The sequence below is a fragment of the Streptomyces sp. NPDC041796 genome, from assembly GCF_055590785.1.
This window is the reverse complement of the sequence record NZ_JBVJAH010000008.1, coordinates 17746-43472: the sequence shown is the minus strand read 5'-3', so window position 1 is coordinate 43472 and position 25727 is coordinate 17746. Positions and strand designations below refer to the sequence as shown.

Below are 25727 nucleotides of genomic sequence, written 5' to 3'. Positions count from 1 at the left end.
GGTGTCAGCCCCGCACGTGAGCACTGAGAGCGCCTCACCCACCGAGCACGTCGTGGACGTCGTGCTGTCCGTCGTGGCCGAGGTGACGGGCGCCGGGCCGCACCGGCTGACGGACAATTTCTACGACTTCGGCGGCACGTCCCTGGACGCGATACGCATATGCCTGCGCGTCGGCCGCGAGCTCGACGTGGACGTGCCCCCGGAGACCCTGCTCGACAGCGAGGACCTCGCCGAGTTCGCCGCGGCCGTGGCAACCGCCCGGGACGCCCGGTGACCGGCTCCGCCGTGGCCCCCGGCGCGGCCGCTGCCGCCGTGACGGACACGATCAGCCCGTCGCCGACCCCGGACGCCGGACCCGCCCCGCTCCCGGAGGCCGATCCGTCCCCGATCCCCGAACCTGGGGTGCACCCGGTCCCGAAGACCGAACCCGCCCCGGTCCGCGACACCGGAACATCCCCCGTCCCAAAGACCGGATCCGCCCCGGTGCACGAGGCCACAACCTCGCCCGTCCCGGAGACCGAACCCGCCCCGGTTCGCGACACCAGAACATCCCCCGTCCCGAAGGCCGGAACCACCCTCGCCCACGAGGCCACAACGGCGCCCGTCCCGGTCCGCGGCTCTCGGTCGGCCGCCGTACACGAGTCCCGGCCGGTGCTGATCCATGAGGCCGTCGAGCGGCACGCCGCGCACCAGCCGCATGCCGTCGCCCTCGTTCACGGCACCCGGCGCGTCACCTACGCCGAGCTGAACGCGGCGGCCGAGGCGTGGGCGGCCGAGCTACGGGACCGGGGCGCCGGACCGGGCACGTTCGTCCCGGTCGTCCTGGCGCGTTCGGCGACGCTGGTGGCTGCCCTCCTGGGCGTACTGAAGACCGGTGCGGCGTACGCGGCCCTGGATCCTGCCTGGCCCGTCGAGCGGCTGCGCTCGTTGGCCGGCATGCTCGCACCCCGCGTGACGGTGGCGCCGGAGGGGTGGGACGCCTGGCGGGAGGGCTCGCTGTGTCCCCCCGCGGCGGACGGCATGCTTCCCCGGGACGCGGCGGAGGTGTCGCCCCGCTCACCCCTGGGAGAGGGGCGCCACCGGGTGCGCCCGCCGGTGGACGGAGCCAGCGCCGCCACGGTGTTCTTCACCTCCGGCACCACCGGCCGCCCCAAGGCGGTGGTGTCCGCCCACAGCGCCACGCTCAGCCTGTTCGGCGGCGACTTCGCACCGTTCGCCTCCGGGGGCCCGACGCCGCCGGTGATGCCCCAGGCGGCGCCGGTCTCCTGGGACGGCTTCACGCTGGAGACCTGGGGGCCGCTTATCAACGGCGGGACCAGTGTGGTCCTCGACGCCGCCTACCTGTTGCCCGGGTCGCTGCGCGGTCTGATCGCACGCGAAGGGGTGGACACGGTCTGGCTCACCGCGTCGCTGTTCCACCTGTTCGTCGACGAGGACCCCGGCTGCTTCGAGGGACTCCGCCACGTCCTGACGGGCGGGGAACGACTTTCCGTGCCACGCGTGCGTGCCTTCCTCGACCGCCACCCGTCCGTCGCGCTGACCAACGGTTACGGGCCCGTCGAAGCGTGCGTCTTCACCACCGCCCGCCGGGTAGGCCGCGCCGACTGTGACGTCCCGTCCGGGATCCCGGTGGGCGCATCGGTGCCGGGCCGTCGGGTGCACATCCGCAAGGACGGCCTGCCGGCCGCACCGGGCACCACGGGTGAGATCTGCGTCTCGGGTGACGGCATCGCCCTGGGCTATCTCGGCGACGCGGAGCTGACCACCCGGATGTTCCCGACCGTCACCGTCGACGGCGTGCCCACCCGGATCTACCGGACCGGGGACCTCGGGTTCCAGGACGCCGACGGGGTCGTGCACTTCGCCGGACGCGCCGACCGGCAGGTCAAGGTATGCGGTCACCGCGTCGAGCCGGAGGAGGTGGAGGCCCTGGTACGGACCGTGCCCGGCGTGGCGGAGTGCGCGGTCGTCCCCGTACCCGGCGCGAACGGGGGGTACGACCGCCTGGCGCTCTTCTACACGGACGCCGCCCCCTCCGTCACGCCCCTGCGGCCGTCGGAACTCCGCCGCGAGCTGGCCGCGCGGTTGCCCCGCCACCTGGTGCCGGGCCTGGTGCGCCGGCTGTCGGAGCCGCCGCTCACCGCCAACGGAAAGCTGGACCGTACCGCACTGTTGCGCACGCTCCGGCCGGGCGGCCACGGCACGGAGGCCGGCGCGTGAGCACGTACGAGGCCGACGGTGCCCGCGCCACCCATCCGATGTCGTACGAGCAGGAGTCGATCTGGCTCAACGACCAGTTCCAGGCCGGGGCGGGCCGCTATGTCGAGTCCTGGATCCACCACCTGCGCGGTGACATCGACGTCCCGGCCGTCCGGGCGGCGCTCACGGGCGTCGTCGCACGTCACGAACCGCTGCGCACCGCCCTGGTCATGGAGGACGGCCGGACGGTGCAGCGCGTGTTCCCGCCCGCGCCGGTTCCGCTCGCGGTCCGGGAGCCCGGCCCCGGCGCGATGGCCGAGGCGGTCCGGGAAGCCGTCTCCGGGCCCCTGCCCGCGGACCGGCCGCCGCTGGTGCGGGCGACGCTGCTGCGCGGCGGCGAACGGGACGCCGTGCTGGCGGTCGCGGTGCACCACGCGGTCGTCGACGGATGGTCGTTCCGCCTGCTCGACGAGGAGTTCAGCGAGCTGTACCGGGCCGCCGTCGAGAACCGCCGCCCGGAACTCCCGGTCCTGGCCATGCCGTTCGGTGCGTACGCACGCGCCCAGCGCGCACAGGCGGAAGAGGCCCTGGAGTACTGGCGCCGGACGCTGGACGGCGCACCCGCCGAGTCGACGTTTCCGCTGGACCGGCCCCGTCCGACGGTGCCGGACCACCGGGGTGAGCTGATCGAGTTCTCCATCGGCCCCGGCCTCGCCGACGCCGTACGCGCCGCCTGCCGCCATGTGCGTACGACACCGTTCGTGCTGTTCACCGCCGCCCTGACCGCTCTGGTGACGCGGCTCGGCGGACAGGACGACGTCGTGCTGGGCACCCCGGTCACGCGGCGGGACCGGCTGGAACTGGAACCGCTGATCGCCTGCCTGAGCGACGTCCTGCCGCTGCGTCAGCGCGTCCGGCCCGGGCAGACGTTCCGGGAGCTGGTCAGGCAGAGCACCGCGCTCGTGCGCGGGGCCATGGCGCACCGCCACGTCCCGCACAGCCGGCTGGTCGCGGAGCTGGCGGGTGAGCGGGTACCGGGCCGGTTCCCGCTGTTCCAGGTGGTGTTCACGGTGGACGACGCCGACGCGCCCGGGCTGCGGCTGCCGGGGGTGACCGCCGAGCGTCTCTACGCCCACAACGGCACCGCGAAGTTCGACGTGTTCATCGAATTCGTCCCGCGCGCGGGTGACGGCGGCTACCGGGTCCTGATGGAGTACGCGACCGGCGTCCTCGAACCGTCCACCGCGCGGCGCCTCTCCGAGCGCTTCCTGGCCCTCCTGTCCGACGCCACCCGGAACCCCGACGCGGCCGTGGACGACCTGGCCGTCATGCCGGAGGCGGAGCGGCGGCTGGTGACCGGGACGCTGCCATGGGGCCCGGAACGGGCGGAGTCCGCGCCGCTGCCGCACGCCCACGAGCTCGTCGCCCGCGCGGCGCGGTCGGCACCGGACGCGGCTGCCGTGGTGGACGCCGGGCGGACCCTCACGTACGCCGGGCTTTCGGCCGCCTCCCACTCCCTCGCACAGTGGCTGGTGTCCCAAGGGCTGGCCCGAGAGCGGATTGGGATCCGGATCGGGCGGTCCGTCGACGCCCTTGTCGCCGTTCTGGGTGTTCTTCGGGCGGGCGGCGCCTGTGTGCCGCTGGACCCGTCCCTGCCGGCGGAGCGCACGGCGTTCATCGTCCGTGACAGCGGCATGGCGGCCCTGCTGACCACCCGCACGACACCGGTCGCGCCGGACACCGACGTACCCGTCGTGTTCCTGGACGACGTCCTGGATCATGTCCTGGACGACACCGTGGAGGGCACGCCCGAGGGCCGGTCGGACGACACTCTGGCGGGCACGCCCGCGGGCCGGTCGGACGAGCCCCTTCCCGGAACGTCCCCGGAGGACGCGGCCTACGTCGTGTACACGTCCGGGTCGACCGGCCGGCCCAAGGGCGTGGCCCTCCCCCATCGGTCACTGGCGGCGCTGCTGGACTGGCAGTGCCGCGGCTCGGCCGCGGGCCCCGGCTCCCGCACGCTCCAGTTCGCACCGCTCGGCTTCGACGTGGCGTTCCAGGAGGTCTTCGCGACGTGGGCGTGCGGCGGGACACTCGTCCTGGCCGACGACGGGACGCGCGGTGATCCGCACCGCCTGCTCGACCTCATCGAGCGGCACTCGGTCGACCGTCTCTTCCTCCCCTACGTCGCCCTGCAGCAGCTCGCCGAGTACGCCATGGCCACCGGCCGCTCCGCCGCGAGCCTGCGCGAAGTGATCACGGCCGGGGAGCAGCTGTATGTCACGCCGGCGATCCGGGGGTTCTTCACCGTCGCCTGTCCCGGGGCGCGGCTGGAGAACCAGTACGGCCCCTCCGAGACCCATGTGGTCACGGCTCACGCGCTCACCGGCGCGCCAGCGACGTGGCCGGACCGTCCGCCGATCGGGCGGCCGGTGCCCGGGAGCAGGGTGTACGTCCTGGACGGCCGGCTCCGGCCGTGTCCGGTCGGCACGATCGGGGAGATCTGCGTCGCCGGTGACGCCGTGGCCCTCGGTTACCTCTCCGCCGAGGCTCCGCAAGGCCACCGTTTCGTGCCGGACCCGTTCGTTCCGGATCGTTCCGGTGGCCTCCTGTATCGCACGGGTGACCTGGGGTGTTTCCTGCCGGACGGGACGATCCGGTTCGTCGGCCGCAATGACGACCAGGTCAAGATCCGTGGCTACCGGGTGGAGCCGGGCGAGGTCGAGGCCGCCGTGAAGGCGGTGCCGGGCGTGACCGACGCCGTGGTGCACGTGGACGGGGCAGGGGCGGACGGGAAGCGGCTCGTGGCGTACTACACCGGGACGGCCCCGGTGGCTCCCGAACCGGAATGGGTACGCGGGGCGCTCCTGGAACGGCTTCCGCACTACCTGGTCCCGGCCTCCGTGATCCGCATCCCGGGCCTCCCCCTCACCGCGAGCGGCAAGACGGACCGGGCGGCGGTGCACCGGCTGTACGCGCCCCCGGCGCCCCCGGCACGCCCGGCGTCCCCGGCCCCACCGGCAGCCGCCCCCGCGGGACCGACCCCCGGGCCCGCCCCCGCAGGACCGACCCCCGGGCCCATACCCGCCGGACCGACCCCCGCCGGTTCGGCCGCCCCCGGGACCGCCCCTCCCGGGTCCCCCGCCGGACCCACCCCCCACGACCTCACCGACGCCCGCCTGCCGGAGGGTCTGGCCGTGGTCTGGGCGGACGTCCTGCGTACCGGCACCCCGCATCCGGACCAGTCGTTCTTCTCGCTCGGCGGCGACTCCTTGCTCGCCGTACGGCTGTCCGTCCGTCTCCGTACCGAGCTGGGCCTGGACATCCGGCCCGCGGACGTCGTCGCGGCACCCACTCTCCGTGCGCTGACCGCGCTCGTCGGCACGCGCGGGCGGGCGGTCCCCGCCATCGGCCGGGAGTCCCTGGCCCCGGACATCGCGCCCGCGCGGGAGCTGGTGCCCGTCGCCGACGACCCGCGCCACGTACTGCTGACCGGCGCCACCGGCTTCCTCGGCGCGTTCCTGCTGCGGGACCTGCTGGAGCGGACCGGTGCCGTCGTGCACTGCCTGGTACGGGCCGAAGAGCCGGCCTCCGCGGAGAAGCGGATCCGCGCCGCGCTGGAGCGGTACGGGCTGTGGGACGAGTCACGGGCGCACCGCGTCCGGGCGGTGCCCGGCGATCTGGCACTGCCCCGGCTGGGCCTGGGGCGCGAGCGGTTCGACGAGCTGGCCCGCACGGTCGACGTGGTGTTCCACGCGGGTGCCGAGGTGAACCTGGCGTACGGCTACGAACAGCTCAGGGCGGCCAACGTCGACGGGACGGCGGAGGTCCTGCGCCTGGCCGCCGCCCACCGAACGGTGCCCGTGCACCACGTGTCCACCGTCGGGGTCTTCCCCCCGGCCGGTCCGCCGACGGGCCGCGTCCTGCCGGACCACCCGCCGGCTGACGTCAGGCTGCTGCGCAACGGGTACGCCGAGTCGAAGTGGGTGGCCGAGACGCTCGTCGCCCAGGCCCGGGAGCGCGGCCTGCCGGTCTCGGTGTACCGCCCCACGAGGATCGCCGGGTCCAGCCGGACCGGGGTGTGCCAGACGTCCGACTTCCTCTGGCTGCTCGTGAAGGGCTGCGTCGAGGCGGGCCTCGCCCCGGGCGACTACGTCTCCGACTTCGACCTGGTGCCGGTGGACCACGTGAGCGGGGCGATCGTGGCGCTGGCCGCCGACCCGTCGGCCGCCGGGCGGACGTTCCACGTCTCCAGTGAGCGGCTCCGCCCGTTCACGGAGATCGTGGACCGCCTGCGGTCGCTGGGCCACCGGCTGGCCGAGGTGCCGCTGGAGGACTGGCACCGCCATGTGGAGCGGCAGCCCGACAACGCCGCGTTCCCGCTCCTCGGCCTGCTCCCGCGGACCGGCACGCCCGCCGCGCGACCGGGCGACTCGCCGCTGTTCGACTCCTCGGCCGCCCGGCACGCGCTGTGTGGTTCCGCAGTGGTGTCGCCGATGGTGGACGACACACTGTTCACCCGTTATGTCCGCTTCTTCTCGCGAGAAGGGTTCCTGCCGGTACCGACCCCGGGAAAGGAGCCGGACCCCTGTCGAGAAGACGTCGATCACGAGATATCTTGATGTCGAGCAATGTTGCAGACGTGGAGCGGAGCACCCGGTGACTGACTCGACCATCATCTACACACACACTGACGAGGCCCCGGCCCTGGCCACGCACTCGTTCCTGCCTGTGGTCCAGGCGTACGCCTCGACGGCCGGGGTCAGCGTGGAGACCCGGGACATCTCCCTGGCGGGGCGGATCATCGCCGGCTTCCCGGAGTACCTCCAGGAGGGCCAGCGCATCGACGACGCGCTCGCCGAGCTGGGTGAGCTCGCCAAGACGGCCGAGGCCAACATCATCAAGCTGCCGAACATCTCGGCGTCGATCCCGCAGCTGAAGGCCGCTGTCGCCGAGCTGCAGGAGCAGGGCTACGCGCTGCCGGACTACCCGGACGACCCGAAGACCGACGAGGAGCGGGACATCCGCGCCCGTTACGACAAGGTCAAGGGCAGCGCCGTGAACCCGGTCCTGCGTGAGGGCAACTCCGACCGGCGCGCCCCCGCGTCGGTCAAGAACTACGCCAAGACCCACCCGCACCGCATGGGCGCGTGGACCCCCGAGTCGAAGACGAACGTCGCGACCATGGGCGAGAACGACTTCCGCTCCACCGAGAAGTCCGTGGTGATCTCCGAGGCCGGCACGCTCCGTATCGAGCTGGCCGGCGACGACGGCTCCACGACCGTCCTGCGCGAGTCCGTACCCGTCCTCGCGGGCGAGGTCGTCGACGCCTCCGTGATGCGCGTCGCCGCGCTGCGCGAGTTCCTCTCGGCGCAGGTCGCCCGCGCCAAGGCCGAGGGCGTGCTGTTCTCCGTGCACCTCAAGGCGACGATGATGAAGGTCTCCGACCCGATCGTCTTCGGCCACGTCGTGCGTGCCTTCTTCCCGAAGACGTTCGCGAAGTACGGCGAGACGCTCGCCGCGGCCGGCCTGACGCCGAACGACGGTCTCGGTGGCATCTACAAGGGCCTTGAGGCCCTGCCCGAGGGTGCCGAGATCAAGGCCTCCTTCGACGCCGAGCTCGCCGAGGGGCCGGAGCTCGCCATGGTGGACTCGGACAAGGGCATCACCAACCTGCACGTCCCGTCCGACGTCATCGTCGACGCCTCCATGCCGGCCATGATCCGCACCTCCGGCCACATGTGGGGCCCGGACGGCCAGGAGGCCGACACGCTCGCCGTCCTGCCGGACAGCAGCTACTCCGGCGTCTACCAGGTCGTCATCGACGACTGCCGGGCCAATGGCGCGTACGACCCGTCGACGATGGGCTCGGTCCCCAACGTCGGTCTGATGGCGCAGAAGGCCGAGGAGTACGGCAGCCACGACAAGACCTTCGAGATCCCCGTCACGGGCACCGTCCGTCTCGTCGACGAGGCCGGCAACGTCGTCCTCGAGCAGGCCGTCTCGGCCGGTGACATCTTCCGCGCCTGCCAGACCAAGGACGCGCCGATCAAGGACTGGGTGAAGCTCGCCGTCACCCGCGCCCGCGCGACCGGCGACCCGGCGGTGTTCTGGCTGGACGAGACCCGCGCGCACGACGCCGTGCTCATCGAGAAGGTCAAGCGGTACCTGCCGGAGTACGACACCGAGGGCCTGGACATTCGCATCATGTCCCCGGTCGAGGCGACCAAGCTGTCGGTGGAGCGCATCCGCCGCGGCGAGAACACCATCTCGGTCACCGGCAACGTGCTGCGCGACTACCTGACCGACCTGTTCCCGATCCTCGAGCTGGGCACCAGCGCGAAGATGCTCTCGGTCGTCCCGCTGATGAACGGCGGCGGTCTGTTCGAGACGGGCGCCGGTGGCTCCGCGCCCAAGCACGTCCAGCAGCTGGTCAAGGAGAACTACCTGCGCTGGGACAGCCTGGGCGAGTTCCTCGCGCTCGCGGTCAGCTTCGAGCACCTCGCGCAGACCACGGGCAACGCCCGCGCCCAGGTCCTCGCCGACACCCTGGACCGCGCGACCGCGACGTTCCTCAACGAGGACAAGTCGCCGAGCCGTCGCCTGGGTGGCATCGACAACCGCGGCAGCCACTTCTACCTGGCGATGTACTGGGCCCAGGAGCTGGCGCGGCAGACCGACGACGCGGACCTCGCCAAGGCGTTCGGCCCGCTCGCGCAGACGCTCACCGACAATGAGCAGAAGATCGTCGACGAGCTGATCGCGGTCCAGGGCAAGCCGGCCGACATCGGTGGCTACTACCACCCGGACCCGGCCAAGGCCTCGGCGGTCATGCGCCCCTCGGCGACCCTCAACCAGGCGCTCTCCACCCTGGCCTGACGCCACGGCAGCCTGTTGCGGCAGTACGACGGGAACGCCCCGGCCGGAATCTCCGGCCGGGGCGTTCCCGTACGCCGTCATACGCTGTCGTACGCCGCTGTCCGCGGCCAGTCCGACCGTCGACCGTCGACCGTCGATCGTCGGGCAGAACCCGGTAGGGAGCGGATCCAGCAGGCCTACGCCGCTGAGCCGGTCACGCGGGTCGCAGGCGTCGATGCCCTGCGACCGCGCTGGTCACCGTCCGACCAGTGGCTGTGACCAGCACGTTCACAGCAGCCTCAGGCCCCCAGCTCCTCCAGGCGTTCGAGGTCGTCGGAGACCGACGCCCGCTCCTGGGCGGTGAGGTGTACCGCGGCGGCCCGGGTGAGCGCGGACCTGGCGGTCTCTTCGTCGCCGAGGCTCCTGGCGGCATCCGCACGCAGCACGAGGAGACGAAGCAACTGCACGGGCGTGGGCCGCTCGTCCTCGATGCGCAGCACCCGGTCGATGATCTTCGCGGCGCCCGCGGGGTCCTCCTTCGAGTCCGCGAGCAGGGATGCGTGATGGATGGCTCGGGAAAAGGTCTCCTTGGGCGCGGGCCGGTGATGCTGGTCCTGGCTCGTCCGCTGTCCGATGCGGAGGCAGTTGCCGCCCGGATCGGTCACGAGGAACTGCCGCACGCCGTGCGAGGTGTCCTTCAGCGGCCCGATGCGCGGCAGTCCGCGGGTCGGGATTCTGCCGTACGCCGCCTTGAGTCCGGCACGGAAGACCTCGTGCAGCCCATCGACGTCGTCGGTACGGATGAGGCACGTGCTGTAGGACTCGGCCGGCTCGTACTCCTTCATCCCGAAGAAGTGGAGCTGGATGCCGCCGCGCTGCACGACCGCGTACGGGTTGGGGCTCTTCTGCTGGAAGGTCACCTTGAACCCGAGGACGGTGTAAAAGTCGAGAACGGGCTGGATGGTCCGGCAGGGCAGGATCGGGATCGTCTTTTCTTCCACACCTGCAGTCTAGTCAAACTTGAGTAGTGGTGGATGGTTATTCCGGCATCGCTCGTGCTTCTCGGCGCTGTCCACCGGCCAGGAGCAGCGGGCGCACACCCCGCCCCCCGCTTGACCTTGACACAGTGACAGGGCCTTCACTGCTCGCTGAAGGAGGTGGTCTCGATGACGGTCACGAGGCAGGACACGGATGCGATACGAGCAGCGCTCAAGGGGTTGGAGGACGGCCGTTCGTCCGTGCGGCTGAGGGCCGCTCTGGCAGTCGGCACGGCGCCTGACGTGCGCTTCGTCGACAAGCTCGTGGAACGATGCGCGGTCGAGCCCGAGTTCTTCGTCCGCGACTTGCTGACATGGGCGCTCACCCGCCACCCGGTGTCCATGACGCTTCCCGAGCTCCTCCGTGAGGTCCGCTCGGAGCGTGCGCAGGCACGGAGCCAGGCGCTGCATACGCTGTCCAAGATCGCGGACCGCCGGGCGTGGCCGGCGATCACACGGAGGCTGTTGTCCGACCCGGACGACGAGGTGGCGCGGAGCGCTTGGCGGGCCGCGGTCGTGCTCGTACCGGAAGGCGAGGAGTCCGCGTTGGCCAGGGCCCTGGTCACACAGCTCGGGCGCGGGGGGCGGGAGACGCAGCTGAGTCTCAGCCGGGCGCTGGTGGCGCTCGGTGACGTTGCCCTGCCGGCTCTGCGTGCGGCGACGGCGGCCCCTGACCGGCGTGTGCGCGCGCACGCGCTCGCCACGGAGCGGCTTGCGCGCGACCCGGACGCCGGGTTCGACTTCGCGGTCGAGGAGGCGAAGCGCGTCGTGGCGCTCGGCAGGTTCGGCCCGGAGGAACGATAGGAAGTGTTGATCGGTGAGGTGGCGCGGCGGTCGGGCGTCAGTGCCCGCATGCTCAGGCATTACGAGTCGCTCGGCCTGGTGCGGCCTTCGGCCCGTACCGGCTCAGGCTATCGGGAGTACACCGGCGAGGACATCCAGCGGATCTTCCACATCGAGAGCCTGCGGTCGCTCGGGCTGTCGCTGCGTGAGATCCGACGAGCGTTCGACGACCCCGGCTTCACCCCCTCGGCGCTCGTCGACGACCTCGTCCGGCGGACGCGCGAACGCATCGCGGCCGAGACGGAGTTGCTCACACGGCTGCGACGGATCGATGCCGCCGACCCCTCCGGCTGGGAGGACGTCCTCCAGGTCGTCGCGCTGCTGCAGGCGCTGGAGTCGAAGAGCGCCAACGCACGCCAGCGTGCGGCCCTCTTCTCGGGCGACGAGGTTCCGGTGCCGGCGGAGGCGCTGGTCGAGGCGGCGCTGAGCGAGACGGAGCCGAATGTCGCCGGGGCCCTTCGATGGGCGCTGGCGCGGTCGGGTGACGGCGGATCGGCGTTGCTGGCGGAGGGGCTGGGCTCACCGGTGGCTGAAGTGCGGGAACGCGCTGCTCAGTCCCTCACCGAGATGCCGGGTGAGGAGGCCACCGCGCACCTGCGGGATGCCCTCGCGAACCCCGATGCCGTGGTCCGCGGGTATGCGGCTGTGGCACTCGCGACACGTGAGGTGGCCGATGCGGTCCCGACGCTCGTCGACATGATCGCGGAGGGAAGGAGGGACACCGACGCGGCGGATGCGCTGAGTGTGCTGGCGAGCGACACCGCGACGGCGGATCGGATCGCGACGAGGCTCGTCGACCGCCTCGCCCACGACACCACTGACGCGCCCGCACGCGGCCGGCTGACCCAGGCGCTGGCGGGCATCCCGGGGGCGCGGGCGACACGTGCCCTCATGGAGCTGTCGCAAGACGAGGACCGCGCCGTTGCGCTGACGGCGGCGCATCTTCTTCAGCTACGCGGCACACGGTGACGACGTCGCCAGACCCATCGGATCGCGCCGGTCGCGCCGCGCGCACCAGGGCCGGTCGGTCACGAAGCGTCGCTTCATGGATATACCTACCCAATCGGAACGAGTCGGTCGGGGCCCTCCGCCGTAGCTACTTCTGAGTCACCCGCACGGTCATGTAGCGTCCGGAACCGCTTGATCCGTTTCAGTGCTCCGGCCCAGCATGAGGACTCATGACCGACTCCTTCGACGCCCCGATCACCACGCTCCTGATATCCGGACGCGGTGATGCCATCCATGGCATGCTCCGGGGACCCGTCCCCATGGACGGTGGCGCGCCACGGCCCGCCGGTGAGAGACCCGCTCGAGCAGCACACGGAGGAGCGCTGGTCCGTTGAGATTCCGGATCAGACGCCCGAGCGGTGCGTCCGCGCCCTCCTTCCCGGCCGACCCGGTGCCCGCCCCGGTCGTGAGCGCCGCTGAACCGGCGGTCGCCGAGGCTCCTTTGTCGGCCCGCGAGACAGACCTCATACGCGCCTCCCTCCAGGTGGTCGAGCCGCTCGCCGCGGAGATGACGGTCTACTTCTACGCGATCCTCTTCACCCGCCACCCCGAGGTCCGTCCGCTGTTCCCGCCGGGGATGGACGCCCAGCGCGACCGCCTGCTGCGGGCACTGCTCCGTATCGTGGACCTGGTGGACGACCCCGAGAACCTGGTCCGATTCTGCGGACACCTCGGGCGCGATCACCGCAAGTTCGGCACACTCGCCGCCCACTTCCCGGCCGTGGGCGAGTGCCTCCTCGCCTCGCTGGCCCGCTACGCCGGCGCCGCGTGGACCGGGGACATCGCCGCCGCCTGGGCGAAGGCGTACGGCGCGGTCGCCGACCTCATGATCGCGGCCGCCGAGCAGGACGAGGCGGTACGGCCCGCCGTGTGGCCGGCCACGGTGGTGCGCCACGTTCCGCGGGCACCCGGCATCGCCGAGATCACCGTGCGCCCCCACGCGCCCTACGCCTTTGCCGCCGGTCAGTACGTCAGTGTCGAGACCCCCTGGTGGCCCAAGCAGTGGCGCTACTACTCCCCCGCCAACGCACCCCGTGAGGACGGCTCCCTCACCCTTCATGTGCGCGCCGTGGCCGGCGGCTCGGTCAGCGACGCGCTGGTGCGCCGCTGCGCGGTGGGCGACGTGCTGCGACTGGGGCCCGCGATGGGGGACATGGTGCTGGACGCCGCCGTCTCCAGCGACCTGCTCTGCGTGGCCGGCGGCACCGGCCTCGCTCCGATCCGCGCGCTCGTCGAGGAAGTCGCCCGTCGCGGCGGGCGCCACCAGGTGGACCTCTTCCTGGGCGCCCGCACCGGCGCCGAGTTGTACGGGGTCGACGACATGCTCCGCATGGCCCAGCGGCACCACTGGCTGACCATCAGGGGCGCAGTCTCCCACGAGGACATCCCCGGAATCCGGGGATCCCTCCCAGAGGTGCTGGCCGAGTACGGACCGTGGTACCAACACGACGTCTACCTCAGCGGCCCGGCCCCGATGGTCGTCGCCGCCAAGGAGACGCTCACCCTCAACGGCACCCCGTCCGACCGCATCCATCACGACCCGTTCGAGACTCCCGTCCTGTCCATGCCCTGAGCCACGCGCTTGCCCGTCCTGCCAGGAGAACGCCCGTGACCTTGTCCCCGCCTCCCTTCGGATCAGCAGGTGAACACCGGCTGCAGCAGCAGGTGGGCACCAGTGAGCGTGCCGCCCGGTTCTACGATCAGCAGGTGCGGTCCCACCTCACACGCGAGATGCGGGACTTCATCGGCCGCCAGACCATGGTGTTCCTGGCGACCGCCGACTCGGGCGGCGCATGTGACGCCAGTTTCCGCGCCGGGCCGCCCGGATTCGTCCACGTGCTGGACGACCGCACGCTCGTCTATCCCGAGTTCCGTGGGAACGGTGTACTCGCCAGTGCCGGCAACATGACGGAGAACCCCCATCTCGGCATGCTGTTCGTGGACTTCACCCACCACCACGTGGGTCTGCACGTCAACGGCGTGGCCCGGCTCCACGGCGACACCGACCTACGCCGCCTCCATCCCGCTCTCCCCACCGACGTCGCGCCGGGGCGCGGCCCCGAGATGTGGGTCCATGTGAGCGTGGAAGAGGCGTACATACACTGCTCCAAGTACATACCGCACCTGGTACCGGCTCCGCGCCCCACCACCCATGACGCCGCCCGCCCCAAGGACGCGCACTACTTCACCGGACCCGGTACGGCCGCACCCGCCGAGCCCTCCGCGAACCGGGAACAGCACGCAACGGTCCAGGCGACACACCGACGATGAGCCCTGCCCCTCGCCCGGCGGCCCCGCCGCCGAGCGAGCACCGGCACGACGCTCCGCACGCGGAGGTTTTCCGGCCCGGAGTCGATCGCTGCGACGCGTCAACGGGTGACAGGGACCGTCGGGTGACCTGGCAGGCGAGGGTGTCCACGAGCGTGCCGAACGCCAGACCCCTTGAGCCCTCACCGCGGCCGAGCCCCGGTGGGCGCTGTGCCATACCGACTTCCTGCTGGGGAGGAGACTCAGGCCTTCCACGACAAGGCTCAGGTGCTAGGCCGTGTATCGGCAGTGGATCTCATCAGGAGTCGAGCGGCAGCTCCAACAGTTCTGCCGGGGACTGGAAACCGGATCGTTGCCAGAGGGGGCTGCTCCGCTCTGAGGGCCAGACGATCAGAGTGTCGAAGCCGGAGCTGCGTGAGTGCTGTTTCAGCGCTTCCAGGAGGGCAGAGCCGGCTCCCTTGTTGCGTTGCGACGGCGCGACGTAGAAGTTCGTGACGTAGCCGACCGGGGTGCTGTCGGTGTACGGATCCGGCATCCTCTCCACCAGGCAGAGGAAGACGTGGCCGCAGATTTCGCCCCCGGTTTCCGCGACCCAGGCCAGCCACTGACCATCGCTGAGCCGGTCACGCATCCAGTGTTCGGCCTCTTCCAGGGCCCGGGCCGGTACTGGCGGCTCCCCTTCGTGATCCTCTTGCTTGAACGTCCAGCGCATTTCGGCCAGAGGCCGGGCATCGGTGGGTCGGGCCGGGCGCACGGTGAAGTCCGGGGTCATGAGGTGAGTTTCGCCTCCGTACCCAGGTGAGGTGAATCGATTTTCGTACTGGTCACAGCCATTCGTTGATGGCCGCGACGAGGACAGTGGCTCCGTAGCGATGACCACCGCTCGGTTTCTTTTGAGGCGGTTGATGCCGCACTCCACCGCATGGCGCTCGCGGTAGTCGACGTCGTCGGACTCCGGTGGGCGGCCACCGCAGGCACGGGGCTTCTCCCTGTGGCGGATTTGGTCAGCCTGTTCCGGGATTGCGCAGCGGATCCCGCGCTTGTGCAGGTAAGCGTGGTTCATGCGGGAGAAGTACGCGTTGTCGGCTCGAACCCGGTCGGGGCGGGTGCGGGGCCTGCCAAGCCGCAGACGGGAACCTGGATCTGCTTCAGCAAGGGTTCGAACTGTGGGGAGTCCCGACGCCGCCCGACTGTGATCACGATCGAGATCGGCATCTGGACCTGCTCGACGGCAAAGTGCAGCTGGTGGTCGGTCCGTCAGGCCGTCAGGCCGCCGCGCGAGCGTCCAAGCCCATGGTCGACCGGCTCGGTGTCGACACCGCCGGGCGGCTCGACCCGCGCAATCCACTTTTCCGCAGCCCGATGGCGTACTGGTGGGCCCGGCACACCGTGGAGTCGATGTCCGCTGTGGTGTCCTACCAGCGCAACATGCCTCGACACCCGCCGTATCCGAGTGACCTGTCCGATGCCCGTTGGGAACTGCTGGACCCACTAGGCCCTGTCCGGTGGATCTTGGCGGGGTCTACGACGCCTGGCGCGGGTACCGGACTTCCGCGAACGCCGGGCCGCCGCCGTGCCGGGGGCGGTCCTGCGCGTGGCAAACGGGCGGCGTCTCTACGACCAGAACGCGTCGTACGCCTTCTGGTCGGACCACAGCCCCCAGGCTTCGGTGATCCGGCCCTCCCGGATGTGGAAGATGATCGTCTCGTTCATGTCCAGCTCTTTGCCCTCGCGTGACGCCGTGACGTGCAGCAGGGCGACCGTGTGCTCGTCGTTGGCGAGCACATCGTGGAGCTGGGGGCGGTAGGTGCCGCCTGTCAGCTCGAATTCCCGTTGGAACAGGGCGAAGGCGGCGTCGCGCCCCTGGTAGTCGCCGGCCAGCGGACCGTGGCCGCCGAGATGCCACACCACATCCGGGTGGAACACCTCCGCGAGCGCCTCCATATCGCCAGCCGAAAACGCCTCCAAAGCCCGGTGAAACACCCCGATACTCGGGTGATCGGCCATGGCAGCCTCCTTTGATCTCCCTACCAACCTAGGTCGGATCCGGCTGGCGGGACTCAGGCACACCGGCTTCGCCGGCCCCGCCACCTGATCGGACCCTGGCCTCCAGAAGCTGACCGGTCGGTCATGTCTACTTCATGTCGGCGTCGTTGATGTGGACATGAGGCGGGGTGACGTGACGGATGCCGAGTGGGAGCGGCTGCGGCCGTTCCTGCCGGACGCCATCCTCTCGTCTGGCCCCTGGCCGTCCGGGTCACCGCCGCCGGCGTCTCCGACAACGCCGACGGTGAACGAACCGGATGCAGTGGACCTGATCCTCCTGGAAGATGCGGACGGCAGCCGCTGCATCGTCCGAGTGACCAGCCGCTACCATCCGGGAGTGATGACCGGCCACGACATCCGTCGACGCCCGGCTTGAACTCTTGCTGTTCCAACAGGCCTCGAGGCCCGGCAGCGCGACCTGGCCCGGCTCGCGCCGGGCCCGGACGGAGCATCGGTGACGACCGCGGACCGAGCCTCACCTTCCACATACACGAGGACCGCTCCTTGGCCGTTGACTGTTAATGACGCGACCGCCTCACCGCGGCGCTCTCGCTCCGGCCGCAGAGGACCTGGATCCCGGAGCGTCACCAGCGACTTGAGCACGGGCGCTCTTTCAGTCGATGACCGCCGTGGCTTCGATCTCGACCAAGTGCTCGGGTACGTCCAGCGCCGCGACGCCCAGCAGGGTGGCCGGGGGCGCAGGGGTGGGCCCCAGTTGCGTGACCGCCCGGGTGATCCCTTCCATGAGCAGGGGCATCTTGTCAGGGGTCCAGTCGACGACGTAGACAGTCAGTTTCGCCACGTTGTCGAAGGAGGCGCCGACTTCGGCGAGCGCGGTGCCGATGTTGAGGTAGCACTGTTCGGCCTGAGCGGCGAGGTCGCCCTCGCCGACCGTGACACCGTCGGCGTCCCAGGCGACCTGGCCTGCGATGAAGACCAGCTTGGAGCCGGTCGCGATCGACACCTGCTGGTAGGCATCGATCTTCGGCAGTCCGCCGGGGTTCACCAGGGTGATGGGCATGTTGCTTCCTCCTCGTCGACGATGCGCCGTGACGCGTTCGCTCTCTTGTGGTTACTTCAGAACCGTAAGAGAGTGTTCGCTGACGTGGAAGAACGCACTTTTCAGTGACTGAGGAACCTTATGGTGACCAAGCAGTTCACAGGCTCGCCCGACGAAGCAGACGTGAGGCGCGCCGACTCGCTGGCACGGGAGATTTTCTCGGACCTCGCCAACAAATGGGCCCTCCTGATCATCGAGGCCCTGGGGGAAGGCACCCTGCGTTTCGGTGAGCTGCGGGACGAGGTCGAGGGCATCAGCCACAAGATGCTCACCCAGAACCTGCGCATGCTGGAGCACAACGGCCTGATCGAGCGGACGGTGCACCCGGTGGTACCGCCGCGGGTCGAGTACACCCTCACGGAGCCGGGTCAGGCCCTGCGAGTGACGATCGACGGGTTGTGCGACTGGACCCACCGGTACCTGGGGCAAATCGAGGCCTCCCGCCACCGATTCAACGACTGACGGGTTGACCACTCGCCGGCCGCCCTCTCGGGAAACGACGCGTGCCTCGCGGACCCTTGCTGCGCAGCCGCTGCTGATCAGTGGTGGCTCCGCCGTTGCCCACTCTCCCGAACGGCGTCGCCGGCATCATGTCGTCATCGTCTTGGTCCCCTCCCGGGCTCGACGAAGACCAGCAGACTTTTGAGTTGCCGGTTCATGGCGCGGATCGTGCCCTGTGTGGTGCATCGTCAGTCCGCCCTCACCGGATGCGTGAGGTTCGCTCCGGTCGCCGGGTCGAAAACGTGGGCCTTGGCCATGTCGACCCGCAGCTCTACCGGTTCGCCCTCGCGGGCACGCGTGGCGGCGTCCAGTCGGGCCACGATGTGATGGGTGTCGGCGCCGGTGTCTCGCAGGCCGGAGTCCTTGGCGAGCTCCTCCAGTTCGGTGGTCGTCGCGGGCCCGCCCTCCGCGGTGAAGTAGACATACACATCGGAGCCCAGCGACTCCAGTACCTCCACGGTGGCGGTGAAGACCGGGCCCGTCCGGTCCAGGCCGTGTGACAGGGCCACGTCCTCGAACGCCTCCGGTCGCAGCCCCACGATGACCTCGCGGGGGGCGTTCCGCCGTTCCAGCGCCTGCCTCGTACGATCGTCGAGGGGCAGGTCGCCGAGGGACGAGCGCAGGGCACCGTCCGCCAGGGTGGCGTTCAGGAAGTTCATCGCCGGGGAGCCGATGAAGCCCGCGACGAAGATGTTGCGCGGCAAGTCGTACAGCTCGGCAGGCGTGCCGATCTGCTGGACCAGGCCCTGTCTCATGACCACGACCCGGTCGCCGAGCGTCATCGCCTCGGTCTGGTCGTGGGTGACGTACACGGTGGTCGTGCCGAGACGACGCTGCAGCCGGGAGATCTGAGTGCGCATCTGTACCCGGAGTTTGGCGTCCAGGTTGGACAGCGGCTCGTCCATCAGGAACGCCTTGGGATCACGGACGATCGCCCGCCCCATGGCCACCCGCTGGCGCTGACCGCCCGAGAGGTTGGCGGGCTTGCGGTCCAGGTGCTCGGTCAGGTCAAGGATCCGGGCGGCTTCCGTCACCTTGGCGTTGATCGTGTCCTTGTCCACCTTGGCCAGGCGCAGCGGGAAGCCCATGTTCTCCCGGACGTTCATGTGCGGGTACAGGGCATAGCTCTGGAACACCATGGCGACGTCGCGTTCCTTGGGAGCCAGGTCATTGACGACTCGGTCTCCGATGCGCAGGGTGCCCTCGGTGATGTCCTCAAGTCCGGCGATCATGTTCAGGGTGGTGGACTTGCCGCATCCCGACGGGCCGACCAGGATCACGAACTCGCCGTCCGCGATCTCGAGGTCCACGTCCTTCACGGCGAGGGCCCCGTCGGGAAAGCGCTTGGTGACTCCCTCAAGGATGATCTCGGCCATGGATGGTGCCTCCTTGCCTTCATGCCTTCCGGGTCCGGGTACCGCGGTCGGTGTCTCGAACCGGTGGCCTGTCTGCCGCGGCCGGCCCGTTCACCCCTTGACTGCCCCGGAGGTCAGTCCGGCGACGATCCGCCTCTGGAAGAACAGGACGAACACGATGATCGGAATGGTGATGACCACAGCAGCGGCGGCGATCGACCCTGTGGGCTGCTGGAACTGGGAGCTGCCGGTGAAGAACGCGATCGCGGCGGGCACGGTGCGCGCGGACTCGGTGGAAGTCAGCGAGATCGCGAACAGGAAGTCGTTCCAGCAGAAGATGAACACGAGAATGGCCGTGGTGAACACGCCCGGCGCGGCCAGCGGCACGATGACCATCCGGAAGGCCTGCGCGGGCGTCGCCCCGTCGACCTTGGCCGCCTTCTCCAGATCCCAGGGGATCTCCCGGAAGAACGCCGACAGAGTGTAGATCGCCAGGGGCAGGGAGAAGGTCATGTACGGGATGATCAGCCCGACCCAGGTGTCGAAGATCCCGATGATCCGCTCGATGTCGAACAGCGGTGACACCAGGGAGATCGGCGGGAACATGGCGATCAACAGCGACATACCGATGAGCACCCGCTTGCCGGGGAAGCGCAGCCTGGCCACCGCATAGGCGGCCATGGTGCCCAGCGCCACCGCGATCACCGTGGCGATCAGGGCGATACCGATCGAGTTGATCAGCGCACGGGTGAACTCGGCGGTCTCGAAGATGCCCTGGTAGTTCTCCCAGGTCCAGTCCGTGGGGATGTAGTTGCCGTCCGTCAGGGTGGCGGGGTCCTTGAACGACAGCGCGGCGATCCACCACACAGGGAACAGGGCGTACAGCACCACCACGACGTTCATGACACCCCATCGGGCGGCGTGCCTCTTTCCCACCGCGGCCATCAGCGCTTCACCTCCGCGCCGGGTGCGGCGGTGCCGAACAGCTTGACGAAGGTGAAGGCGATGATCCCGACACAGATGAAGATCAGGACCGAGATCGCCGACCCGATGCCCAGGTTCAGCGCGGTGAACAGGTTGTCGTACCCGAGGATCGACAGAGAGCCGGTCCCCTGGGCGCCCGCGGTCAGGACGTAGATGTTGTCGAAGATCCGGAACGCGTCCAGCGTGCGGAAGAGCAGTGCCACCAGGATGGCCGGTTTCATCAGCGGCACCATGATCTTGGTGAAGCGCTGCCAGGCGGTGGCACCGTCCACCATGGCCGCCTTGAGGGTCTCCTCGGGGACCAGCGCCAGGCCCGCGAGCAGCAGCAGGGCCATGAACGGAGTCGTCTTCCACACCTCGGCGAGGATGATCAGCCAGAGGGCGGGCCACTGCTCGGTCAGCGGGGCCTCCCCGCTGGGCAACAACTCGGCGAGGTATCCGAGCTCCGGGGTCCAGGCGTACTGCCAGGAGAAGGCGGCGACCACGGTGACGATCCCGTACGGAATGAGGACCGACGTACGGACGACGCCGCGCCAGAAGATCGTGCGGTGCATGACCAGGGCGAGCCCCATTCCGAGGACCAGTTCGATCGTCACGGACACGGCGGTGATGAACAGCGTGACCCAGAAGGCGTCCCACCAGAACGGGGAGGACAGCACCGCCCCGTAGTTGCTCAGGCCCACGAACTCCGCCTGTCCGGGAAAGCGCAGGTCGTACCGCTGGAGGGACAGATAAACGGCGTACCCGATGGGGTAGGCGGTCACGGCGATCATGACGACGACCGCGGGCGAGCAGAGCAGCCAGCCGAGCCGCCGCTCCTGCCTGGCACCCGCCGAGAGTGCCGCCCGGTCCGGCCCCGCCTGCTCCGTCGCCGCCTCGGGGGGCGGCGGGGTTCCGGCCGGTCGCGCCCGCGTGCTCATCTCGGGCCGTCCGAGGACGAGGCCCGCGCGTTGCGGCGCCGGCTGACGGAGTGGTGCGGGAGGAGGTGGTTCACGGGATCACACCCTCGGATCGCAGGGCATCGTCGATCTGTTCCCCGATGGTGTCGACGGAGCTCCCCGGTTTGATCCCGGACGGCGGAGACAGCGTGTGGGAGACCGCGATCGACACATTCTGGTAGGCCGGAGTGAGCGGGCGCACGCTCGCCGATTCCAGGGCGGCCAGCACCTCCCTGGAGAAGGGGTACTCCTTCATGAACGCGGGCTCGTCGTACAGGGCGCGGAGGGTGGGCGGCAGACCGCCCTCCAGCGCGGCGATGAGCTGGTTCTCCCGGTTGCGCAGGCACAGCGCCGCCTCGAAGGCCAGATCGGGGTGGCGCGAGTAGGCGCTCACAGCCAGGTCGATGCCGCCGATGGTGGGCCGTGCGGGGCGGTTCGCGTCGACCCGAGGGTATGGCGCCCAGCGGAAGTTCTTGAACAACTCGGCGTTGTTCGCCTTCATCGAGGGATAGACGAACGGGTAGTTGAGCTCGAACGCCGCAACCCCCGACTCCATGGCGAGGCGGTTCTGGTCCTCCATCTGGTTGGGCAGGGAGGGGTCCGCGGCCGGGGACTTCGCCAGATCACGCATGATCGCAGCGGCCCGAACGGCAGGGGGACCGAGGGAAGGCTCGGTCGCGCTCGCGTTGAGGATGGAGCCGCCCGCACTGCTGATCAGCGTGTTGAACCAGACGGTCAGGCCCTCGTACTGGGCACCCTGGATCTCCACGAAGTGCGGTTTGCCCTGCCGGGCGAGGGCGTCGGCCATGTCCAGCATCTCGGCCCAGGTCCTGGGTGGGGTGGGCACCAGGTCCTTGCGGTACCACAGGAGCTGGGTGTTGGTGTTGTACGGGACGGCGTACAGCTTGCCCTTCCAGGTCGAGGTCTGCAGCGGTACGCGCAGGGTGCCCTCGACGGCCTGTCGCTTCGCCGTCCCCGTCCACTCCCGGATCCAGCGTGCCTCTGCGAACTCCGCCGCCCAGGTGACGTCCAGGCCCAGGATGTCGAGCGAGTCGTCCTCGGCGGCGAGCCTGCGGACAAGCTGCTGGCGCTGCCCGTCCGCGGCACGCGGGAGCTTGTTGTAGCTGATCCTGTAGCGGCCGCCCGACGCCTGGCTGCACCGGTCGGCCGCCTTCTGGAGCGCACCGGAGTCGTCGGGGAAGTTGTACCAGTTGAGGGTGGGCCTACCGGAGCCCTCGTCACTGCCACAAGCGGCGAGCAGCGACGCCAGCAACGGCAGTACGGCGAACGCCCGCAGCCATCGCGCCCTTCCGGGACGTCCTTTCCGATCCGGAACCGGCCGGCAGCCGCACCTCGCGTGCACGCGCTCCACACCTCGCTTCCGGACGGTGGCACGGGACTCGGACCTCGCAGCGTTTCCCTCCCGGCGAACACTAAAGACCGCATAAAGCAACATCAAGCACATATCGCATCGAATCGCTCACCGGCCCGCAAGGACGGACTCGGCGAACCTGCGGGCACGGAAGGGGGACGGCTACCTTCGGCTGTTGCCTGCGCTGGGCGCGGTCGGCCAGGGCGTCGGCGCCGCAGGCGGTGGCGAGGGTGGGGCCGGCCGCGCGGTGAGTTGGGCCGGGGAGCAGAACGTTTGACCATCGCCCCGGTAACGCACCTTGACCGAGTCGAGGTGCGTTACATGACCCCGCCCCATGGCGCTCGGTCCCCATCTGGTCCCCGAGAACGGCAAAGAGGCCATTTCCGATCAAACGGAAATGACCTCCGACCTGCTACTCCGCAAGTCGGGACGACAGGATTTGAACCTGCGACCCCTTGACCCCCAGTCAAGTGCGCTACCAAGCTGCGCCACGTCCCGATGCGCGTGTCCCTCGGCTTTCGCCGACGGTGGGCGCGCAAGAGAAGATTACCTCACTCCGGGGCGGGGTCGGTGTCACGGGTCAGGTGGGCGTGGTCGGCGAGGGCGCGGGCGGCCAGGGTGTCGGCGCCGCAGGCGGTGGCGAGGGTGGCCGCGCGGGTGAGTTCGGCCGGGGAGCGGAGGGCCAGGGCGTATTCGTGGCGGGCCAGTGCGTGTTCGTACGCGGACGGGGACGCCTCCAGGTGGTGGACCGCCTGGGCGAGGAGCTGGACGGCTTCGTCGGGGCGGGCGAACAGGGCGGCGCAGCGGAGCGCTTCGCCGATGGCGGTGTCGGTGCCGAACCGTTCGGCCTGGACGCGGGCGCGGGTGGCGAGTCGGGCGGCGCGGCCGGGGTCGTCGGTGGCCAGCGCGCGGGCGAGGGCGCAGGCCCAGGGCGCCCAGAGGCCGTTGTGCCGGTCGCGGGCCTCGAAGGCGCGCCCGGCGGCCTCCAGTTCGGTGACGGCTTCCTTCGTACGGCCTTCGGCGAGGAGCAGGCGGCCGTGGACGCAGGGGCCGTCCGGCATGATCATGGCGTTGGGCCAGGGCGGGCCGAAGCGGTGGCGGGTGGCGACGTCGCGTGCTTCGGTGACCCGGCCGCGGGCGAGCAGGGTGTCGATGAGCAGGCAGGCGGCGTCCCACTGGACGGGCAGTCCGCTGCCGACCCGGTCGGCGAGGCGGAGGCCCTCGCGGAGGAAGCTCTCGGCCAGGGCGAGGGCGCCGCGACGGCGGTGGGCGAGGCCGAGGAGGGTGTGCGCGAAGGCGAGGTGGGCGCCGCTCCAGCCGGAGATCTCGTAGGCGCGTACGGCCTCCTCGAACAGGGTCAGGGCGAGGTCCGGCCGGTCGGTGAAGGCGTAGGTGACGCCGACGACGGCCGGTGTCTCGAACCCCCACTCGGTGTCGGTCCAGCCCAGGCCGCGCGCCGGGCGGCCGTCGACGAGGGCGCGGTCGCACAGGTCCAGGATGTGGTCGGCGTCCTCGCCGCGCAGCATGGCGTCGAAGGCGCGCAGGGAGAGCAGGGCGCGCTCGGCGTTGTCGGCGCCGGGGAGGTGGTCGGCGAGGTCGGCGAGCCGGCGGGAGCGGCCGGGCCCGTCGTCCTCGGTGGCCCGGAACGCCTCGTACATGAAGTGGGCCGCCTGGAGCCGCATGCGGGCGGTGCCGGCCGGGGTGCGGGCGGCTTCGGTGGCGACGGAGTGGGCGGCCTCGCGGAGCTGGTCGTTGTGCGCGAGGGCCTGGGCGAGGCGGCAGGTGGCGTCGGTGCGCAGGTCGCCGTCGAGGCCCGGCAGGGCGAGGGCGGAGCGGAGGTGGCGCACGGTGGCCGAGGGCGAGGTGAGGAGGGCGGCGCAGCCGAGTTCGTAGAGGACCTGGGCGTACGCGTGGGGCGGCGGGGGTTCCTGGAGGGCGCGTTCCAGGCAGCGGCGGGCGGCTTCGGGGGCGCCGACGGCGAGGTGTTCGCGGGCGGCTTCGCGCAGTTGGGTGACGACGTCCTCGTCGTCGTCCGGGTGGATCTCCAGCAGGTGCCGGGAGGCGGCGGCGGCGCCGAGCCCCGCGCGGGCGACGGCCCAGGCGGCGCGGCCGTGCATGGCGGTGCGGGTGGCGGGGGGAATGGAGCGGTATATGGCGGTGGCGATGAGCGGGTGGGCGAACTCGAGCGGGTCGGAGCCGGTGACGATACGGGCCTCCCGGAGCCGGTCGGCGCAGCCGGCCGCCTCGGCGGGGGTCATGCCGGCCAGGGAGGCGGCGAGACCCCGCGGGATGTCGGTGCCGAGGACGGCTGCGGCCCAGGCGAGCCGGGTGGGGCCGGTGCCGAGCCGTTCCAGCCGGTCGACCAGTCCGCTGCCGCGGGCCGAGGCGCCGAGGTCGCGCAGGCGGCCGACGGACCGCTCGACGGGGTCGAGCACCCGGTCCTGGACCTTGGCGAGGAGTTCGACCGTTTCGTAGGGGTTGCCGCCGGTCACGGCCCACACCTCGCGGCAGAACGGGTCGTCCGCCCGGTCGCCGAGGGTGGCCCGGGTCAGCTCGGCGGTGGCGCCGGGGCTGAAGGGGTGCAGGGTGACGCGCAGCCGGGCGGCGTCACGGAGACGGTCGAGCAGGGCGCCGGAAGCGGGCGGCAGGTCGGCGCGGTGGGCGAGGACGACGAGCAGGGGCAGGCTGGGGAGGCTCACCGCGAGAGAGGCGAGCCAGGTCAGCGATTCGCTGTCCGCCCAGTGCGCGTCGTCGACGAGCAGGACGAGGGGCCGGGCGCGGTGGCGCTCGGCGAGCCGGGCGACGAACCAGTCGAGGCCGTCCCGTACGCCCTGGGGGTCGGCGGCCGGCGCGCTGGGGGCGGCGACGCCGAGGGCGGGGGCGGCGATGTCGTACCAGTCGCCGAAGAGGCGTGTCACCTGGCCGTCGCCGAGGCCGGCGAGCGCCGGGCGCAGTAGCTGCCGTACGACGTGGAAGGGCACGGAGGTGAGGGTTTCGCCGCCGCGCGCGCCGCGGACGGTGCACCGGTGCTCGGCGAGCCGGCGGACCGCGGCGAGCAGGGCGGTCTTGCCGATCCCGGCCTCCCCCCGGTAGATCAGCAGGCCGCCCGAGGCGGCGGGGGCGCAGAGCGCCTCCACGGCGCGCGTGGCGGCGGCGAGCTCGGGCTCGCGCTCCAACAGCGGTACGGCAAGCCGGTGTTCCGGCCGGGACGGCAGCATCGCCTTCCCTCCCCCACGAGTACCCGACGAGTCCCCACAC

19 protein-coding genes and 1 tRNA gene are annotated in these 25727 nt (G+C 70.9%); 10 read left to right on the top strand and 10 right to left on the bottom strand.

Translation table 11 applies throughout. The annotated features are described in order from the left end of the window. Positions 1-16 precede the first annotated feature (16 nt). From ACZ6C1_RS17775 to ACZ6C1_RS17760, 4 genes are read left to right on the top strand one after another with little or no spacing between them, the layout of a single operon-like run. A complete protein-coding gene (locus tag ACZ6C1_RS17775; protein WP_469242013.1) occupies positions 17-274 on the top strand; it encodes a phosphopantetheine-binding protein in 258 nt (85 codons plus the stop codon). Then, on the top strand, positions 271-2220 hold the full coding sequence (locus ACZ6C1_RS17770; protein WP_469242011.1) for an AMP-binding protein: 1950 nt from the start codon (positions 271-273) through the stop codon (positions 2218-2220). The genes ACZ6C1_RS17775 and ACZ6C1_RS17770 overlap by 4 nt, the downstream gene beginning before the upstream one ends. Beyond that, on the top strand, positions 2217-6821 hold the full coding sequence (locus ACZ6C1_RS17765; RefSeq protein ID WP_469242009.1) for a non-ribosomal peptide synthetase: 4605 nt from the start codon (positions 2217-2219) through the stop codon (positions 6819-6821). Before ACZ6C1_RS17770 ends, ACZ6C1_RS17765 begins: the two co-directional genes overlap by 4 nt. A gap of 37 nt (positions 6822-6858) precedes the next feature. Further along, positions 6859-9078, top strand: coding sequence for an NADP-dependent isocitrate dehydrogenase (locus ACZ6C1_RS17760; protein WP_469242007.1), 2220 nt, complete (start codon positions 6859-6861; stop codon positions 9076-9078). 278 nt (positions 9079-9356) lie between these two features. Here the strand turns inward: ACZ6C1_RS17760 and ACZ6C1_RS17755 are convergent, their stop codons facing one another. Beyond that, positions 9357-10058, bottom strand: coding sequence for a bleomycin resistance protein (locus ACZ6C1_RS17755; RefSeq protein WP_469242005.1), 702 nt, complete (start codon positions 10056-10058; stop codon positions 9357-9359). 165 nt (positions 10059-10223) lie between these two features. Here ACZ6C1_RS17755 and ACZ6C1_RS17750 point away from each other — a divergent pair, with 165 nt between their 5' ends. From ACZ6C1_RS17750 to ACZ6C1_RS17735, 4 genes are all read left to right on the top strand, one after another. Next, the gene (locus ACZ6C1_RS17750) at positions 10224-10898 is read left to right on the top strand and encodes a HEAT repeat domain-containing protein (RefSeq protein ID WP_469242003.1); all 675 of its coding nucleotides are present in this window, start codon (positions 10224-10226) and stop codon (positions 10896-10898) included. Positions 10899-10901: 3 nt separating this feature from the next. Beyond that, complete coding sequence (locus tag ACZ6C1_RS17745) at positions 10902-11906, top strand: MerR family transcriptional regulator (RefSeq protein ID WP_469242001.1); 1005 nt, start codon at positions 10902-10904, stop codon at positions 11904-11906. Between the two features lie 445 nt (positions 11907-12351). Continuing rightward, positions 12352-13518, top strand: a complete 1167-nt coding sequence (locus ACZ6C1_RS17740) for a globin domain-containing protein (protein WP_469241999.1) — start codon at positions 12352-12354, stop codon at positions 13516-13518. A 35-nt stretch (positions 13519-13553) separates the two neighbouring features. After that, a complete protein-coding gene (locus ACZ6C1_RS17735) occupies positions 13554-14216 on the top strand; it encodes a pyridoxamine 5'-phosphate oxidase family protein (protein WP_469241997.1) in 663 nt (220 codons plus the stop codon). A 295-nt stretch (positions 14217-14511) separates the two neighbouring features. Here the strand turns inward: ACZ6C1_RS17735 and ACZ6C1_RS17730 are convergent, their stop codons facing one another. After that, positions 14512-15276 (bottom strand): GNAT family N-acetyltransferase, encoded by a 765-nt coding sequence (locus ACZ6C1_RS17730; RefSeq protein ID WP_469241995.1) that lies wholly within the window; start codon positions 15274-15276, stop codon positions 14512-14514. Between the two features lie 551 nt (positions 15277-15827). Next, complete coding sequence (locus tag ACZ6C1_RS17725; protein ID WP_469241993.1) at positions 15828-16220, bottom strand: nuclear transport factor 2 family protein; 393 nt, start codon at positions 16218-16220, stop codon at positions 15828-15830. Between the two features lie 172 nt (positions 16221-16392). Between ACZ6C1_RS17725 and ACZ6C1_RS17720 the strand changes: the two genes are divergently transcribed. Continuing rightward, the gene (locus ACZ6C1_RS17720; protein WP_469241991.1) at positions 16393-16635 is read left to right on the top strand and encodes a hypothetical protein; all 243 of its coding nucleotides are present in this window, start codon (positions 16393-16395) and stop codon (positions 16633-16635) included. 237 nt (positions 16636-16872) lie between these two features. On the opposite strand, the gene ACZ6C1_RS17715 is transcribed toward ACZ6C1_RS17720, so the two are convergent. Next, positions 16873-17280, bottom strand: a complete 408-nt coding sequence (locus tag ACZ6C1_RS17715) for a RidA family protein (RefSeq protein WP_469241989.1) — start codon at positions 17278-17280, stop codon at positions 16873-16875. 120 nt (positions 17281-17400) lie between these two features. Here ACZ6C1_RS17715 and ACZ6C1_RS17710 point away from each other — a divergent pair, with 120 nt between their 5' ends. Beyond that, positions 17401-17781, top strand: a complete 381-nt coding sequence (locus ACZ6C1_RS17710) for a winged helix-turn-helix transcriptional regulator (RefSeq protein ID WP_469241987.1) — start codon at positions 17401-17403, stop codon at positions 17779-17781. A 227-nt stretch (positions 17782-18008) separates the two neighbouring features. Here ACZ6C1_RS17710 and ACZ6C1_RS17705 read toward each other — a convergent pair whose 3' ends face one another. From ACZ6C1_RS17705 to ACZ6C1_RS17680, 6 genes are all read right to left on the bottom strand, one after another. Then, positions 18009-19196, bottom strand: coding sequence for an ABC transporter ATP-binding protein (locus tag ACZ6C1_RS17705; protein ID WP_469241985.1), 1188 nt, complete (start codon positions 19194-19196; stop codon positions 18009-18011). Between the two features lie 90 nt (positions 19197-19286). Continuing rightward, complete coding sequence (locus tag ACZ6C1_RS17700; RefSeq protein WP_469241982.1) at positions 19287-20120, bottom strand: carbohydrate ABC transporter permease; 834 nt, start codon at positions 20118-20120, stop codon at positions 19287-19289. Beyond that, entirely contained in the window at positions 20120-21079 is a 960-nt protein-coding gene (locus ACZ6C1_RS17695) for a carbohydrate ABC transporter permease (RefSeq protein WP_469241980.1), read from the bottom strand. Before ACZ6C1_RS17695 ends, ACZ6C1_RS17700 begins: the two co-directional genes overlap by 1 nt. 70 nt (positions 21080-21149) lie before the next feature. After that, a complete protein-coding gene (locus tag ACZ6C1_RS17690) occupies positions 21150-22370 on the bottom strand; it encodes an ABC transporter substrate-binding protein (protein WP_469241978.1) in 1221 nt (406 codons plus the stop codon). A gap of 523 nt (positions 22371-22893) precedes the next feature. Continuing rightward, positions 22894-22967, bottom strand: a tRNA-Pro gene (locus tag ACZ6C1_RS17685). 53 nt (positions 22968-23020) lie between these two features. Continuing rightward, the gene (locus ACZ6C1_RS17680; RefSeq protein ID WP_469241976.1) at positions 23021-25687 is read right to left on the bottom strand and encodes an ATP-binding protein; all 2667 of its coding nucleotides are present in this window, start codon (positions 25685-25687) and stop codon (positions 23021-23023) included. Positions 25688-25727 lie beyond the last annotated feature (40 nt).

What these genes read in the sequence shown, in the direction of transcription:
- ACZ6C1_RS17750 (WP_469242003.1), top strand. Translation starts at nt 10,224, where the DNA reads ATGACGGTCACGAGGCAGGACACGGATGCGATACGAGCAGCGCTCAAG.
- ACZ6C1_RS17730 (WP_469241995.1), bottom strand. Translation starts at nt 15,276, where the DNA reads ATGAACCACGCTTACCTGCACAAGCGCGGGATCCGCTGCGCAATCCCG.
- ACZ6C1_RS17725 (WP_469241993.1), bottom strand. Translation starts at nt 16,220, where the DNA reads ATGGCCGATCACCCGAGTATCGGGGTGTTTCACCGGGCTTTGGAGGCG.
- ACZ6C1_RS17715 (WP_469241989.1), bottom strand. Translation starts at nt 17,280, where the DNA reads ATGCCCATCACCCTGGTGAACCCCGGCGGACTGCCGAAGATCGATGCC.
- ACZ6C1_RS17710 (WP_469241987.1), top strand. Translation starts at nt 17,401, where the DNA reads ATGGTGACCAAGCAGTTCACAGGCTCGCCCGACGAAGCAGACGTGAGG.
- ACZ6C1_RS17705 (WP_469241985.1), bottom strand. Translation starts at nt 19,196, where the DNA reads ATGGCCGAGATCATCCTTGAGGGAGTCACCAAGCGCTTTCCCGACGGG.
- ACZ6C1_RS17700 (WP_469241982.1), bottom strand. Translation starts at nt 20,120, where the DNA reads ATGGCCGCGGTGGGAAAGAGGCACGCCGCCCGATGGGGTGTCATGAAC.
- ACZ6C1_RS17695 (WP_469241980.1), bottom strand. Translation starts at nt 21,079, where the DNA reads ATGAGCACGCGGGCGCGACCGGCCGGAACCCCGCCGCCCCCCGAGGCG.
- ACZ6C1_RS17680 (WP_469241976.1), bottom strand. Translation starts at nt 25,687, where the DNA reads ATGCTGCCGTCCCGGCCGGAACACCGGCTTGCCGTACCGCTGTTGGAG.